This window comes from Streptomyces sp. IBSNAI002 (assembly GCF_052244475.1).
GTDB lineage: Bacteria > Actinomycetota > Actinomycetes > Streptomycetales > Streptomycetaceae > Streptomyces.
The window spans coordinates 6,304,914-6,322,038 of sequence record NZ_JBQPXG010000002.1; the positions used below are offsets into that span (position 1 = coordinate 6,304,914).

Annotated in this window: 1 protein-coding gene; it reads left to right on the forward strand. The window is 74.5% G+C overall.

Annotated features, from left to right (window positions below):
• Positions 1 to 28: 28 nt before the first annotated feature.
• On the forward strand, positions 29 to 17,119 hold the full coding sequence (locus ACTVZO_RS30215; protein ID WP_443301325.1) for a type I polyketide synthase: 17,091 nt from the start codon (positions 29 to 31) through the stop codon (positions 17,117 to 17,119).
• The last annotated feature ends 6 nt before the right edge of the window (positions 17,120 to 17,125 follow it).

Below are 17,125 nucleotides of genomic sequence, written 5' to 3' on the forward strand. Positions count from 1 at the left end.
TCTTTCCTCCGAAAGGAACTGCGGCATAGTGCGCACCGACCTGATCAAGCCACTTCCTGTCGCAGTCGTGGAGAACGCGACCCGCTTCCCGGGCAAGGTCGCCTTCGAAGACGCCCGGCGAGCGGTCACCTACGGTGACCTGGAGGCGCGGACGCGCCGGCTCGCCGGGCATCTGGCGGACCTCGGCGTCGGGCGCGGCGACCGGGTGGCCATCTGCCTCGGCAACACCGTCTCCACGGTGGAGAGTTACCTGGCGATCGTGCGTGCCGCCGGCATCGGCGTGCCGCTCAACCCGGCCTCGGCCCTGGCCGAGCTGGAGTACCTGCTGGCCGACAGCGGCGCCACGGTGGTCATCACCGACGCCGTGCAGGCGCAGCGGCTCCGGCGTTCGGCGGCCGTGGCCCCCGGCATCACGCTGCTGGTGACCGGCGACGTCCCCGCGGTGCCCGGAGTCCACTCGTACGACGCACTCGCCGTCAGCGAGCCGTCCGAGCCGGCCCGGGACGACCTCGGGCTCGACGAGGTTGCCTGGATGTTCTACACGTCCGGTACGACCGGCCGTCCCAAGGGTGTCCTGTCCACCCAGCGCAACTGCCTCTGGTCCGTGGCCTCGTGCTATGTGCCCATCCCGGGGCTGACGGACCAGGACCGGGTGCTCTGGCCCCTCCCGCTGTTCCACAGCCTCTCGCACATCGCGTGCGTCCTGTCCGTCACCGTGGTCGGAGCCACCGCCCGGATCATGGACGGCAGTTCCGCCGAGGACGTGATCAGGGCGCTCGCCGAGGACGGCTCCACCTTCCTGGCCGGAGTCCCCACCACCTACCACCACCTGGTGACCGCCGCCCGGCAGAACGGATTCTCCGCACCCTCCCTGCGGATCGGCCTCGTCGGCGGAGCCGTCACCGGCTCCCGGCTGCGCCAGGACTTCGAAGAGGTCTTCGGCGTCCCGCTGGTCGACGCCTACGGCAGCACCGAGACCTGCGGCGCCATCACCATCAACCCGCCGGACGGCGAGCGCGTCGACGGGTCCTGCGGCCTGCCCGTGCCCGGCGTCGGGGTGCGCATCGTCAACCCCACCACCGGGATCGACGTACCCGTCGGCCAGGAGGGCGAGGTGTGGGTCAGCGGGCCGAACGTCATGGTCGGCTACCACAACAGCCCGCAGGCCACCGCCGCGGCGATGCAGGACGGCTGGTACCGGACCGGAGACCTGGCCCGGCGCGACGACGCCGGCTACTTCGCCATCCGCGGCCGGATCAAGGAACTCGTCATCCGCGGCGGGGAGAACATCCACCCCGAGGAGATCGAAGCGGTCCTGCGCGCCGTCGAGGGCGTCGCCGACGCGGCGGTCGCCGGCGTGCCGCACGACACGCTCGGCGAGGTGCCGGTCGCGTACGTGATCCCCGGCCCCTCCGGCTTCGACACCGCGGCCCTGGTCGACCGGTGCCGCGAGCAGCTCTCCGCCTACAAGGTGCCGGAAGAGGTCCGCGAGGTCGCGGGCATCCCACGGACCGCGTCCGGCAAGATCAAGCGGCGTCTGCTGGCCGAGCAGCCGAGCCGGCTGCGGTACGCGGCGAGCGGGCACCACGACGGACTGATGAGCCTGGGCTGGGTTCCGGCGGCGGCGCCGACGGCCCCCGTGTCCCCGGCGGGCGAGTGGGCGGTTGCGGGTCCCGGTGCGGCCGGACTCGTGACGGCCGGATTCGTCGCGGCCCTGAACGCCGCCGGGGTCACCGGCGTACGGCACTACCCGGACCTGGCGGCGGTACGCGCCGCCGTGGCCGGCGGCGAGGCGGCCCCCGAGGTCACGGTCCTCGTCCAGCCGTCGGACACCGCCGACACCGCCGACGCCACCACCGCGTTCGCCGCGGGACGCGCCGGTGCCCGGACCCTCGCGGACCAGGTGCGCGACTGGCCGGCAGGCACCGGACAGGCGGCCACCCGCCTGGTGGTCCTCACCCGCGGAGCGGTCGCCGCCACCGCGGAGGACGCCGCGCAGGACCTGGCCGGAGCCTCGCTCCGGGCCCTCGCCCGGTCCTTCCCGGAGGACCGCCGGGCAGCGCTCACCCTCGTCGACCTCGAAGCCGACACCGCAGGCGGCCCGGACCCCGAGCTCCTGCTGGCCGCCGTCGCGTCCGGCGAGCCGCAGATCGCGGTGCGGTCGGGCGCCCTGCTGGTCCCCAGGCTGCACCACCTGCCCGTCGGAGACCTGCCGCAGGCGGCGTCCTGGCCGGGAGCGGCCGGCACCGTGGTGGTCACCGGAGCCGACACCGAGCACGGCGCGGCGATCGCCCACCGGCTGGCCACCGTCCACCACGCGGAGAACCTGCTGCTCGTGAGTGCCCCGGGCAGCACCGGAACCGGCGCATCGGGCGCCGAGCCGATACCGGATGCCGACGGGGCCACCGTCGTGCGGGTGACCGCGGACGCGGAGCACCCGGAGCCGCTGCGCGCCGCGCTGGCCGCCCTGACGAGCCCGGTGTCCGCGGTGGTCCACGCCGCCGGCGATCCCGAACTGGCCCTCCTGCTGGACGAGATGACCGCCGGCCACGAGCCGGCCGCCTTCGTCGTGGTCTCGGACGCCGCCGGGCTGCTCGGCGCCGGCACCTCCGACGCCCCGGACGAGGCCGTCGACGGGATCCTCGCCGACGCCGTGGTCCGCAACCGACGCCTGCGCAACCTGCCCGGCTCCTTCCTCGCCTGGGGCGCATGGCCCGGAGACCAGGACGCCGCGGACGACGAGACCGGCCGGCTGCGCACCCTGCTCCTCTCCGCCTTCGACCTCGTCATCACGACGGACCGCCCGTCCCTGCTGGCCCTGAAGGTCGCGACGCCGGCCGCCGGCGCCACCGGGGTCCCCGCGGTCCTCGGCGCCCTGGCCGAGGACCAGGCGGGCCCGGCCGGGCCCGACCAGGCCGTCACCGCCGCCCTGCGCGAGCGGCTGTCCGGCCTGGACGAGCGCGCGCAGCTGGCACTGCTGGAGGACATGGTCCGCACGCAGGCCGCCGCCGTGCTGCAGAGCGCGGGAGGCGAACAGATCTCCTCCGACCGTGCGTTCCGCGACATGGGCTTCACTTCGATGGCCGTCGTCCGCCTGCGCAACCGGCTGTCGCAGAGCACCGGCCTGTCGCTGGCCACCACGGTCGTCTTCGACCACCCCACCCCGGCGGCCCTGGCCTCCTGCCTGCGGGCCGAGGTCCTCGGCCTCACCCGGCAGGTCACGGAGTCGGTCATGGCGGCCGACCCCGACGAACCGCTCGCGATCGTGGGCATGGCATGCCGTCTGCCGGGCGGCGTGGCCGGCCCCGAGGAGCTGTGGCGCCTGGTGTCCGAGGGCCGGGACGCCCTGTCGTCCTTCCCCGACGACCGAGGCTGGGACCTGGACGGCCTGTTCGACCCGGACCCGGAGCGCAAGGGCACCTCGTACACCGATCAGGGCGGCTTCCTGCACGACGCGGGGCTCTTCGACGCGGGGTTCTTCGGGATCTCGCCCCGTGAGGCCCTCGCCATGGACCCGCAGCAGCGGCTGCTGCTGGAGACGTCCTGGGAGGCGCTGGAGGCGGCGGGCATCAACCCGGTCGGGCTGAAGGGCAGCGACGTCGGGGTGTTCTCGGGTCTCTTCGGCCAGGGCTACGGGACCGGCGCCGCGGCGGCGGCTCCGGAGCTGGAGGGCTTCACGACCACGGGGCTGGCTCCGAGCGTGGCCTCGGGGCGCGTCTCGTACGTGCTGGGCCTCGAAGGACCGGCGGTCACCGTGGACACGGCGTGCTCGTCGTCGCTGGTCGCGATGCACCTGGCGGCGCAGGCGCTGCGCCAGGGCGAGTGCTCGATGGCCCTCGCCGGCGGTGTCGCCGTGATGGCGACCCCCGGCCACTTCGTGGAGTTCTCCCGGCAGCGGGCGCTGGCCGCGGACGGCCGGTGCAAGGCGTTCTCGTCGGCGGCCGACGGCACGGGCTGGGCCGAGGGTGTCGGTGTGGTGGTGCTGGAGCGGCTGTCGGTGGCGCGTGAGCGCGGTCACCGGGTGCTGGCGGTGCTGCGCGGCAGCGCCGTCAACCAGGACGGCGCGTCCAACGGCCTGACCGCGCCCAGCGGTCCGTCCCAGCAGCGCGTGATCCGCCGGGCGCTGGCCAGCGCCGGGCTGGTCCCGGCGGACGTGGACGCGGTCGAGGCGCACGGGACCGGTACGTCCCTGGGCGACCCGATCGAGGCGCAGGCGATCATCGCGACGTACGGCCGCGACCGGAACCCGGAGCAGCCGCTGTGGCTGGGCTCCCTGAAGTCGAACATCGGTCACACGCAGGCGGCTGCCGGTGTGGCCGGTGTGATCAAGATGGTGCAGGCGCTGCGCCATGGAGTGCTTCCGGCGACGCTGCACGTCGACTCGCCCACCCCGCAGGTGGACTGGTCGGCGGGCGCGGTGGAGCTGCTGACCGAGGCCCGGGAGTGGCCGCGGACCGGCCGTCCGCGCCGGGCCGGCGTGTCGTCGTTCGGTGTGAGCGGGACGAACGCGCACCTGATCCTGGAGGAGGCTCCCGCCGAAGAGCCCCAGGAGCCGTCGGTCTCGACCGGTGTGGTGCCGCTGGTGGTGTCGGCCGGGACGGCCGGCTCCCTGGCCGGTCAGGCCGGGCGCCTGGCCTCGTACCTGGAGTCCGCCGCCGACGAGGTCTCGCTGGCCCCGGTGGCCGGGGCTCTGGTGTCGAGCCGTGCGGTCTTCGGTGAGCGTGCGGTGGTCGTGGCCGGCTCCGCCGAGGAAGCGCTGACGCGGCTCGGGGCACTGGCCCAGGGCGAGAGCGCGCCCGGTGTGGTGGTCGGCAGTGCGGCCGGTTCGCGTGCTCCGGGCAAGGTCGTGTGGGTGTTCCCGGGTCAGGGTTCGCAGTGGGCGGGCATGGGCCGTGAACTGCTGGACGCTTCGCCGGTGTTCGCGGAGCGGATCGCCGAATGTGCTGCGGCTCTGGATCCGTTCGTGGACTGGTCGCTGATCGACGTGCTGCGCGGTGACGCCGATCCCGGGCTCATCGAGCGGGTCGATGTCCTCCAGCCGGCGAGTTTCGCGGTGATGGTGGGTCTGGCGGCGGTGTGGACCTCGGTCGGTGTCAAGCCGGATGTGGTGCTGGGTCATTCGCAGGGTGAGATCGCGGCCGCGTGTGTGGCGGGTGCGCTGTCGCTTGAGGACGCGGCGCGTGTGGTGGCGTTGCGCAGCCAGGCGATTGCCAAGGATCTGGCGGGTCGGGGTGGTATGGCCTCGGTCGCGCTGTCCGAGGCCGAGGCCGTCGTACGCATCCAGGCGTGGGCGGATCGTGTGGAGGTCGCAGCTGTCAACGGCCCGTCCTCCGTCGTGATCGCCGGTGACGCCGAAGCGCTCGACGAGGCCCTGGAGGCCCTGTCGGCCGAGGGTGTCCGGGTGCGCCGGGTCGCGGTGGACTACGCCTCGCACACCCGGCACGTCGAAGCGATTCGCGAGGCACTGGCCGAGACGCTGGCCGGGATCGGTGCTCAGGCGCCGCAGATTCCGTTCTACTCGACGGTCACGGGCAGCTGGGTCGAGGACGCCGATGTCCTCGATGGTGACTACTGGTACCGCAACCTGCGCGGTCAGGTGGGCTTCGGGCCGGCCGTGGCGCACCTCGCCGAGCAGGGTCACGGGGTGTTCGTCGAGGTCAGTGCCCATCCGGTGCTGGTCCAGCCGATCACCGAGACCGTTCACGAGGCCGGTAACACCGATGCCGTCGTGACGGGTTCGCTCCGCCGTGAGGACGGCGGTCTGCGCCGCCTGCTCACCTCCATGGCAGAACTGTTCGTCCGCGGTGTGGCCGTGGACTGGAGCGGTGTCCTGCCCGACGGAGCCGCCTCCGCCCGCGTGGAGCTGCCGACGTACGCCTTCGACCACCGGCACTACTGGCTCGAGGCGGGCGAGTCCGCCACCGACCCCGCCTCGCTGGGTCTGGCCGCGGCCGGTCACCCGATGCTGGGTGCGGTCGTGAGCACGCCGAACTCGACCGGCCTGATGGCCACGTCGAGCTGGTCGCTCCGTGCGCACCCCTGGCTCGCGGACCACCTGCTGTCCGATGTCGTCGTCGTGCCGAACGCCGCTCTGGTCGAGCTGGCCATCCGGCTCGGTGACCTGGCCGCCACCCCCGTACTCGACGAACTGACCGTCGACGCGCCCGTGGTGATGCCCCAGCGCGGCAGCCGCGGCATCCGGGTGGTCGTCGGCGAGTCCGACGACGCACGGCGGCGGTCGGTCGAGATCTACTCCCGCGCCGCCGACGCCCCCCTGGACGCACCGTGGACGCGCCACGCGCACGGCGTGCTCGTTCCCGGGCCCGCCACCACGGCCACGAGCCCGGACTCCGGGCCCGCCACCGAAATCGCCCTGGACGGCGCCGCCCTCCGTGACGCGGGCCGCTACGGGGTGCACCCCGTGCTGCTCGACGCCGCCGTCCGTACCGTCGTGCCCGCCGGCATGCTCCCGTCCGTATGGACCGGGGTGACCCTGCTGGCGTCCGGCGCCGCCGCCCTGAACGTGCGGGCGGGCGGGACCTCGGCGGAGGGGACCGGGCTGGAGCTGACCGACCCCACGGGGCAGCCGGTCATGACCGTCGGAGCGGTGCTCGGAACCCCGTTCTCCCCCGAACAGGCGGGGATCGAGGGTGCGTTGACGCACGACGCCCTGTTCCGTGTCGACTGGACGGAAGCCGCGCTTCCCGCCGTGGAGCGTGCTCTCGACATCGTGGCCGTCGCGACCGCCGAGGACGTCACCGCCTCCGTGACCCGCGCGTCCGCCCCTGAGGTCCTGCTGTACGAGGCCACGCCCGTCGGCGCCCAGGCCGGTGCCGACCCCCGTGCCGCGGTCCACGCAGCGCTGGCCGTACTCCAGGCCTGGCTGGCGGAACCCGCCCTCGCGGAGACCCGGTTGGCCGTGGTCACCGGAGACAGCACGGAACTCGACGCGGCCGCGGTGTGGGGCCTGGTGCGCTCGGCGCAGTCGGAGCACCCGGACCGCATCGTCCTCGCCGACCTCGACGAGGCCTCCCGGCCCGCCCTGGCGGCCGTGGTGCAGAGCGGCGAACCGCAGACGCGGGTGCGCGGCGGCATCGCGGAGGTACCGCGGCTGGCACGCGTGCCCGTCCCGTCGGCCGGACCGCTTCCCGAAGCGGACCGGCAGCCGCGTCCGCTCGACACCGATGGCACCGTACTGATCACCGGTGGCACCGGGACGCTGGGCGCGATGACCGCACGGCACCTGGTCACCCGGTACGGGATCAGGCACCTGGTCCTGGCCGGCCGGCGCGGCCACGCCCCGGAGCTCCAGGAAGAGCTGACCGCGCTGGGGGCGTCCGTCACCATCGCCGCGTGCGACATCTCGGACCGGAGCCGGCTCGAGGCGCTCCTGGGCGAGATACCCGCCGAGCACCCGCTGACCGCCGTGGTGCACTCCGCCGGTGTCCTGGACGACGGGGTGCTCACCGAGCTCACCCCTGAACGCGTCGACACCGTGCTGCGGCCCAAGGTGGACGCGGCGCTGCACCTGCACGAGCTCACGCGTGACCTGGACCTCGCCGCGTTCGTCCTGTACTCCTCGGCGGCCGGCGTCCTCGGCAACCCGGGACAGGCCAACTACGCCGCGGCCAACGCCTGCCTGGACTCGCTGGCACGGCAGCGGCACGGCCTCGGTCTGCCAGCCGTCTCACTCGCCTGGGGCTACTGGGCGACGGTCAGCGCCATGACCGAGCACCTGAGCGCCGCCGACCTGCGCCGCAACGCGCGCATCGGCATGAGCGGCCTCTCCGCCACCGAGGGCATGGCCCTGCTCGACGCCGCCCTGGGCGGCGGGGCGGGCACGGACGGCACGCTGGTGGCGGCCAGGTTGGACGTGCCCGCGCTGCGGGCCTCGGCGGCCGCCGACGGCCCGGTTCCCCCGCTGCTGCGGGCGCTGGCCCCGTCGCCGCGCCCGGCGGCCCGGGCCGCCGCTCCGGCCGGGCCCGCGTCCCTGCGGGAGCGCCTCGCCGGTCTGGGCGCGGGCGAGCGGACCGAGACGCTGGTCGAACTGGTCCGGCGGCACGCCGCCGAGGTGCTCGGCCACACCACCGCCGATGCCGTCCACGCCGACCGGACCTTCAAGGAGGCCGGCTTCGACTCGCTGATGGCGGTGGAACTGCGCAACCGGCTCGCCGCCGCGACCGGGCTGACGCTCTCACCGGTGATGATCTTCGACTATCCGAAGCCGACGACGCTCGCCGACCACCTGCACGCCAAGCTCTTCGGCGCGGCGCCGGAGCTCCCGTCGGAGCCCGCCGCCCCCGCCGCGATGGAAGACGAGCCGATCGCGATCGTGGCGATGGCCTGCCGCTTCCCCGCGGGCGTCAACAGTCCGGAGGACCTCTGGCGGGTCGTGGCCGACGGGGTCGACGCCGTCACCGAGTTCCCCGACGACCGCGGCTGGGACATCGACCGGCTCTTCAACGCCGACCCCGATCACGCCGGCACCACGTACGTGCGCCACGGCGCCTTCCTCGACGACGCCGCCGGGTTCGACGCCGCGTTCTTCGGCATCTCGCCGAACGAGGCCCTCGCCATGGACCCGCAGCAGCGCCTGCTGCTGGAGACCTCATGGGAGGCCTTCGAACGGGCCGCGATCGACCCGACCACGCTGGCCGGAGAGGACGTCGGCGTCTTCGTCGGCGTCAACAGCCACGACTACAGCATGCGGATGCACCAGGCGTCCGGCGTCGAGGGGTTCCGCCTCACCGGCGGCTCGGGCAGCGTCACCTCCGGCCGTATCGCCTACCACCTCGGCTTCGAGGGTCCCGCCCTCACCGTCGACACGGCCTGCTCCTCCTCCCTGGTGGCCCTGCACCTCGCGGCGCAGGCGCTGAACCGGGGCGAGTGCTCGATGGCACTGGCCGGCGGCGTGATGGTGATGGGCACCGTGGAGACCTTCGTCGAGTTCTCCCGGCAGCGCGGCCTGGCGCCCGACGGCCGGTGCAAGGCGTTCGCGGACGGAGCGGACGGCACCGGCTGGTCCGAGGGCGCGGGCCTGCTCCTGGTGGAGCGGCTGTCGGACGCCCGTCGCCGCGGCCACCAGGTGCTGGCCGTGGTCCGCGGCTCGGCGGTCAACCAGGACGGCGCGTCGAACGGTCTGACCGCCCCGAACGGTCCCGCGCAGCAGCGGGTGATCCGCAAGGCGCTGGCCGGAGCCGGCCTCTCGCCGTCCGATGTGGACGCGGTGGAGGCGCACGGCACGGGCACGACGCTCGGCGACCCGATCGAGGCCGAGGCGCTGCTGGCGACCTACGGCCAGGACCGGCAGGGCGGCGAGCCGCTGTGGCTCGGTTCCGTGAAGTCGAACCTCGGACACACCCAGGGTGCGGCGGGCGTCGCGGGCGTGATCAAGATGGTCATGGCGATGCGGCACGAGGTCCTCCCCAAGACGCTGCACGTGGACCGTCCGTCGACGCACGTCGACTGGTCCGCGGGCGCCGTGGAACTGCTCACCGAGGCCCGGGACTGGCCGCGCGGCGGCCGCCCCCGCCGGGCCGGCGTGTCCTCCTTCGGCATCGGCGGCACGAACGCGCACGTCGTCCTCGAAGAGGCCCCCGAGCAGCAGCCGGCGGCCGCCGTGCGCGAGCCCGCGCCGGAGCCCGCCGGGGTCCTCGCGCCGGTGCCGGTACCCGTGTCGGCCCGTACGCCGGCCGGACTGCGCGGCCAGGCCGAGCGGCTCGCCCGGTTCCTCGACGAGCGGTCCGACCTGCGCCTCGCCGATGCCGCCCACGCCCTCGCCACCACCCGTGCCCGGCTCGACCAGCGGGCCGTCGTCCTGGCGTCCGACCGGGGACGGCTCACCGCCGACCTGAGCGCCTTCGGGCGCGGTGACGCGAGCCCCGCGGTCGTCTCCGGCACCCCGGCCACCGGCAAGCTGGCCGTCCTCTTCACGGGACAGGGCAGCCAGTGGGCCGGCATGGGCCGCGAACTCGCCGAGACCTACCCGGTCTTCCGCGACGCCTTCGCCGCCGCCTGCGCCGCCGTCGAGGCGCACCTGCGCGACCACGCGGCGCGCCCCCTGCACGAGGTGGTGTTCGCCGCCCCCGGGTCGCCCGACAGCGCACTGCTCGACCGGACCGTGTACACGCAGGGCGCCCTGTTCGCCCTGGAGACGGCGCTGTTCCGGCTCTTCGAGTCCTGGGGCGTGCGACCGGACCTGCTCGCCGGCCACTCGATCGGCGAGATCGCCGCCGCGCACGTATCCGGAGTCCTGGACCTGGCCGAGGCGGGCAAGCTGGTCGCCGCCCGCGGCCGGCTGATGCAGGCCCTGCCCGAGGGCGGCGCGATGGTCGCCGTCCAGGCGACCGAGGCCGACGTGACGCCGCTGCTGGCCCGGGCGGGAGGCGCGGTCTGCGTCGCGGCGGTGAACGGTCCCGACGCGCTGGTGCTCTCCGGCGCCGAGGACGCCGTGCTCGCCCTCGCGGCCGAACTGGCGGGCCGCGGCCGCAAGACGCGCAGGCTCCAGGTGAGCCACGCCTTCCACTCCCAGCTCATGGAACCCATGCTCGACGAGTTCCGCACGGTCGCGCGCGGACTGTCGTACCGGCCGGGTGAACTCCCCGTCGTCTCGACCCTGACGGGCGAGCTCGTCCGGGACGGGCAGCTGGGCGACCCCGAGTACTGGGTGGACCAGGTACGGAGCGCCGTGCGGTTCAGCGACGCCGTCACCTCGCTCAGCGGCCAGGGCGCGACGACGTTCCTCGAGATCGGCCCGGGCGGAGCCCTCGCCGCCATGGCGCTCGGTACCCTCGGCGCCCCCGAGGGGAGCTGCATCGCCACCCTGCGCAAGAACGGCGCGGAGGCCGCCGACGTCATGACCGCGCTCGCCGAACTGCACGTGCGCGGTACGGACCTGGACTGGGAGGCCGTCCTCGGCCGCCCGGCCACGGAGGCCGGCGCAGACCTGCCCACCTACGCGTTCCAGCACCAGCGGTACTGGGTCGAGGGCGACGAGACCCCGGCGGGCGGTGCGGAGGCCCTCGGCGCCACCGGCGCCCGGCACCCGCTGCTCGGCACCGTCATCGACATGCCGGGCGTTGACGGCGACCACGGAGTCGTCCTCACCGGACAGCTGTCGCCGCGCGGCCGGGGCCGGTTCGCCGGCCGGGTGGCCGCGGACGGCACCACCGCGGTCCCGGCCGCCGCGCTCCTGGAGATGATCGTCAGGGCCGCCGACGAGGTGGGCTGCGGAAGCCTCGAACAGATCGCCGTAGAAGCGCCGTTGACACTGCCGGAGCACCGCGGCGTCCAGGTGCGGGTGTCGGTGGACGGTCCCGGTACGGACGGCCGCCGCCGGGCCGCCGTCCACGCCCGGCCCCTCGACCCGGAGCAGGCACCCTGGACCTGCCACGCACGGGCCGTGCTGGTCCCCGGCATGCCGCAGCCGGCCTTCGACCTGCGGACCTGGTCCGTGCCCGCCGACAGCGACGCGCTCCTCCCGGGGGCGCACCGTGTGTGGCAGGCCGACGGGCAGATCTTCGCGGAGATCGAGCTCGCGGAGGAACCGGCGGACGAGGCGGCCAGGTTCACCCTGCACCCGGAGCTCCTCGACACCGCGCTGCGCGTACTGGACTCCCGGACGGCCGCGGACCCGTCAGCGGCCGCCGCGGGCCGCCGCGACCTGTCCGCCGGCGCCGCCCTGGCCGTGTACGCGGAGGGAGCCGCCGCACTGCGGCTGCGGATCACCCCGGCCCGGGACGGCCGTCACCTGCTCGAACTCGCGGACGCGGGCGGCGAACCCGTCGCGCTCCTGGGCCCGTTGGCCCTGGGGGCCGGCGCCGCCGACGGCGCCGAAGAGCCCGTCGAGACGGCCGGCCACGACACCGCCGCCGCCGCAGCCGAACCGCGGCAGACGGCCTCCGCCGCCCTGAACCGGCGCGTGGTGGCACGCGGCGAGGGCGCCGGCGGCGCGATCGCCGGCCGGCTGGCCGGGCTGTCGGCCGCGGAGCAGCACCGCGTCCTGCTGGACGTGGTCCAGGAGAGCACCGCGCTCGTCCTCGGCCACCGCGACGCGGACGGCTTCGACGCGGAGCAGTCCTTCAAGAGCCTCGGCTTCGACTCGCTCACCGCGGTCAAGTTCTGCAACCGGATGCGTGACCTCACCGGGATGAACCTGCCCACCACGCTGGTCTTCGACTACCCGAATCCGGCGGTCCTCGCGGACCACCTGCGGGCCGAACTGCTCGGCGAGCAGACGGAGCCGTCCGCCGCGTCCGCGGCGCCGTCGGTCTCCGACGAGCCGATCGCGATCGTCGCGATGAGCAGCCGCCTGCCGGGCGGAGCCGACAGTCCCGAGGAACTGTGGAAGCTGGTGGTGGAGCAGCGGGACGCGGTGTCCGGCTTCCCGCTCGACCGCGACTGGGACCTCGAAGGGCTGTACCACCCGGACCCGGCCCACCCGGGCACCAGCTACACCCGCTCGGGCGGATTCCTGCACGAGGCCGCGCAGTTCGACGCCGGGCTCTTCGGGATCTCCCCGCGCGAGGCGCTGGCCATGGACCCCCAGCAGCGGCTGCTGCTGGAGACCTCCTGGGAGGCGCTGGAGCGGGCGGGCATCGACCCGCTGTCCGTCAGGGGCCGTGACATCGGCGTCTTCACCGGCATCGTCCACCACGACTACGTGACGCGGCTCCACCAGGTGCCCGAGGACGTCCAGGGCTACCTCATGACCGGAACGGCGGCCAGCGTGGCCTCCGGCCGCGTGTCGTACGTGTTCGGGTTCGAGGGCCCGGCGGTCACGGTGGACACGGCGTGCTCGTCCTCGCTCGTGGCCATGCACCTGGCGGCGCAGTCGCTGCGCCAGGGCGAGTGCTCGATGGCGCTGGCCGGCGGTGCGACGGTGATGGCCAGCCCGGACGCCTTCATGGAGTTCTCGCGGCAGCGCGGCCTGTCGGCCGACGGCCGGTGCAAGGCGTTCTCGTCGGCGGCCGACGGCACGGGCTGGGCCGAGGGCGTGGGCGTGGTCGTACTGGAGCGGCTGTCGGTGGCGCGTGAGCGCGGCCACCGGGTGCTGGCGGTGCTGCGCGGCAGCGCCGTCAACCAGGACGGCGCCTCCAACGGCCTCACCGCGCCGAACGGTCCCTCGCAGCAGCGGGTCATCCGCAAGGCGCTGGACACGGCGGGACTCACCCCCGCGGACGTGGACGTCGTGGAGGCGCACGGGACCGGTACGTCCCTGGGCGACCCGATCGAAGCGCAGGCGCTCCTGGCCACGTACGGCAGGGACCGGAACCCGGAACAGCCTCTGTGGCTGGGCTCCCTGAAGTCGAACATCGGTCACACGCAGGCCGCCGCGGGCGTCGCCGGTGTGATCAAGATGGTCATGGCGATGCAGCACGGGGTCATGCCCGCCACGCTGCACGTGGAGGAGCCCACGGGCCAGGTGGACTGGTCGGCGGGCGCGGTGGAACTGCTCACCGAGGCACGGGAGTGGCCGGAGACCGGCCGTCCGCGCCGGGCCGCGGTCTCCTCCTTCGGAGCCAGCGGCACGAACGCGCACCTGATCCTGGAGCAGGCCCCCGCCGAAGAGGCGCAGGCCCCCTCCGCGGAGCAGGCGCCCACCGGTGTGGTGCCGTTGGTGGTCTCCGCACGCAGCACCGGTTCGCTGGCCGGCCAGGCCGGGCGGCTCGCGGCGTTCGTCGAGGGCGCCGACGCGGTGTCGCTCGCGGACGTGGCCGGGACGCTGGTCTCGGGCCGTGCGGTGCTCGGCGAGCGAGCGGTCGTCGTGGCCGGCTCGGACGAGGAGGCACTGGCCGGGCTGAAGGCGCTGGCCCGGGGCGAGAGCGCCCCCGGTGTGGTGTCCGGCAGCTCAGGCTCGGGCAAGCCCGGCAAGGTGGTCTGGGTGTTCCCGGGCCAGGGTTCGCAGTGGGCGGGCATGGGCCGTGAACTCCTCGACGCCTCCCCGGTGTTCGCGGAGCGGATCGCCGAATGCGCGGCGGCTCTGGCCCCGTTCGTGGACTGGTCGCTGATCGACGTGCTGCGCGGCGAGGCCGATCCCGGGCTCATCGAGCGGGTCGACGTCCTCCAGCCCGCCAGTTTCGCCGTGATGGTCGGCCTGGCAGCCGTATGGCGCTCCGTGGGAGTGGAGCCGGGCGCGGTGCTCGGCCACTCGCAGGGCGAGATCGCCGCCGCCTGCGTGGCCGGGGCGCTGTCCCTGGACGACGCGGCGCGCGTGGTCGCCCTGCGCAGCCAGGTCATCGCCGAGGACCTGGCCGGACGCGGCGGCATGGCGTCGGTCGCGCTGAGCGCGGACGCGGCGGTCGCCCGGCTGGAGCCGTGGGCGGACCGTGTGGAGGTGGCAGCCGTCAACGGGCCGTCCTCCGTGGTCATCGCCGGTGACGCGCAGGCCCTGGACGAGGCTCTGGAGGCCCTGTCCGCCGAGGGCGTCCGCGTCCGCCGGGTCGCGGTGGACTACGCCTCGCACACCCGGCACGTCGAGGACGTCCGCGAGACGCTGGCCGAGGCACTGGCCGGGATCGGCGCGCAGGCGCCGGAGGTTCCCTTCTACTCCACCACCACCGGCACCTGGGTGGAGGACGCGGGCGTCCTCGACGGCGGCTACTGGTACCGCAACCTGCGGGGCCAGGTGGGCTTCGGTCCGGCCGTGGCCGACCTGATGGGCCAGGGCCACGGGGTGTTCGTGGAGGTCAGCGCCCACCCGGTGCTGGTCCAGCCGATCACCGAGACCGCCGACGCCACCGACACCGACGCGGTGATCACCGGTTCGCTGCGGCGCGAGGACGGCGGCCTGCGACGGCTGCTCGCCTCGATGGCCGAACTGTTCGTCCGCGGTGTGGCCGTGGACTGGACCGGTGTCCTGCCGCGGGCCGCGGCCGCCCGGCGCGTGGAGCTGCCGACGTACGCCTTCGACCGCCAGCGCTACTGGCTCCAGGAAGCCGAAGCGGCCACCGGGGCGGCCGACGCGGCCGAGGGCGCGGACGCCGACTTCTGGGCCGCGGTCGAGCAGGCCGATCTGGACTCCCTCGGCGAGCTGCTGGAGATGGCGTCCACCGACGAACGCAGCGCCCTGGGCACCGTGGTTCCCGTACTCGCCGAGTGGCGCGGAAGGCGCCGCGAGCGGTCGACGGCGGAGAAGCTGCGCTACCACGTCACCTGGCAGCCGCTCGAGCGCGAGGCCGCCGGTGTACCGGGCGGCCGCTGGCTGGTCGTCGTACCGGCCGAGCGCGCGCAGGGCAGTGCGACCGACGCCCTCCTGGCGGAACTGACCGGTCTCGGACTCGGCACCGTCCTGCTGGAGGTCGGCGCGTCCGACCGCACCCGCAAGCGGCTCGCCGAGCGGCTGGCGGACGTACTCGCCGGACAGGACCTGACCGGCGTGCTGTCCCTGCTCGCCGTGGACCAGCAGACGGGCAGCGGCCACCAGGACCCGGCCGCGGTCACCGCGTCGACGCTCGCGCTGATCCAGGCCCTCGGCGACAACCTCGTCACGCAGCCGCTGTGGTGCCTGACCAGGGGCGCGGTGAACATCGGCATCCACGACACCCTCACCTCACCGGTGCAGGCCTCGCTGTGGGGCCTCGGCCGCGCCGCCGCCCTGGAACGGCTCGACCGCTGGGGCGGCCTGGTCGACCTGCCCGTCGCCACCGACCCGCGCACGGCCCAGTACCTGCTCGGAGTGCTCAACTCCGCCGCCGGTGAGGACCAGCTCGCGGTCCGGCGCTCGGGCGTGTACACCCGGCGGCTGGTGCGCAAGCCGGTACCGGAGTCCACCGGCGACAGCGGCTGGCAGCCCCGGGGCACGGTCCTGGTGACCGGCGGCGCCGAGGGACTGGGCAAGCACGTCTCGGTCTGGCTCGCCCAGGCCGGCGCCGACCGGCTCCTCGTCACGACCACCGCGCAGGCGACCGACCTGAGCGTGCCGGAGCTGCGGGCCGAACTGGCCGCGCTGGGCGCCGCCACCACGGTGGAGTCCTGTGCGGACTCCGACCGGGACGCGATCGCACGGCTGGTCGCCGAGACGGCCGCCGAGCAGCCGGTCACGGCGGTGGTGCACGCCGCCGACGTCCAGCAGACCAGTTCGATCGACGACACCGGAGCGGAGGACCTCGCCGGGGTGTTCGCGGCCAAGGTGGACACGGCCCTGTGGCTGGACGGGCTGTTCGAGCGCACGCCGCTCGACGCGTTCGTCGTGTTCTCCTCGATCGCGGGCGTGTGGGGCGGCGGCGGCCAGGGCCCGTCCGGAGCGGCGAACGCCGTCCTGGACGCCCTCATCGAGTGGCGCCGGGCCCGCGGACTGAAGGCGACCTCGATCGCCTGGGGAGCCCTCGACCAGATCGGCGTGGGCATGGACGAGGCAGCCCTCGCCCAGCTCCGGCGCCGCGGCGTCCTGCCCATGGGCCCGCAGCCGGCGGTGACCGCGATGGTGCAGGCGGTACGGGGCAACGAGAAGTTCGTGGCCGTCGCCGACATGGACTGGGGCGCATTCATCCCCGCGTTCACCTCGGTCCGCACCAGCCCCCTCTTCGCCGACCTGCCCGAGGCGAGGCAAGCGCTCCAGGCCCTTCAGGGCGACGGCGAGACCAGCGAGGCCGCCTCGTCCCTCGCCGACTCCCTGCGGGGGGTCGCGGAGACCGAGCAGAACCGCATCCTGCTCCGGCTGGTGCGCGGCCACGCCTCGACGGTCCTCGGCCACAGCGGTGCGGAGGGCATCGGCCCGCGCCAGGCGTTCCAGGAGGTCGGCTTCGACTCGCTCGCCGCCGTCAACCTGCGCAACAGCCTGAACGGGGCCACCGGACTGAAGCTGCCCGCAACGCTGATCTTCGACTACCCCACGCCGGAAGCGCTGGTCGGCTACCTGCGCACCGAACTTCTCCGGGAGGCCGACGACGGCCTGGACGGGCGGGAGGACGAACTCAGGCAAATCCTGGCGTCCGTGCCGTTCTCCAGGTTCAAGGAGGCCGGCGTACTGGACACCCTCCTCGGCCTCGCCGAGGCGGACGCGGACGCGGATGCGGACGCGCCGGAAGCGGAACCGTCGGCGGACGCCGCCGACGTGGAACTGATCGACGCCATGGACGTTGCCGATCTGGTGCAACGGGCCCTGGGCAAGACGAGCTGATCGCCT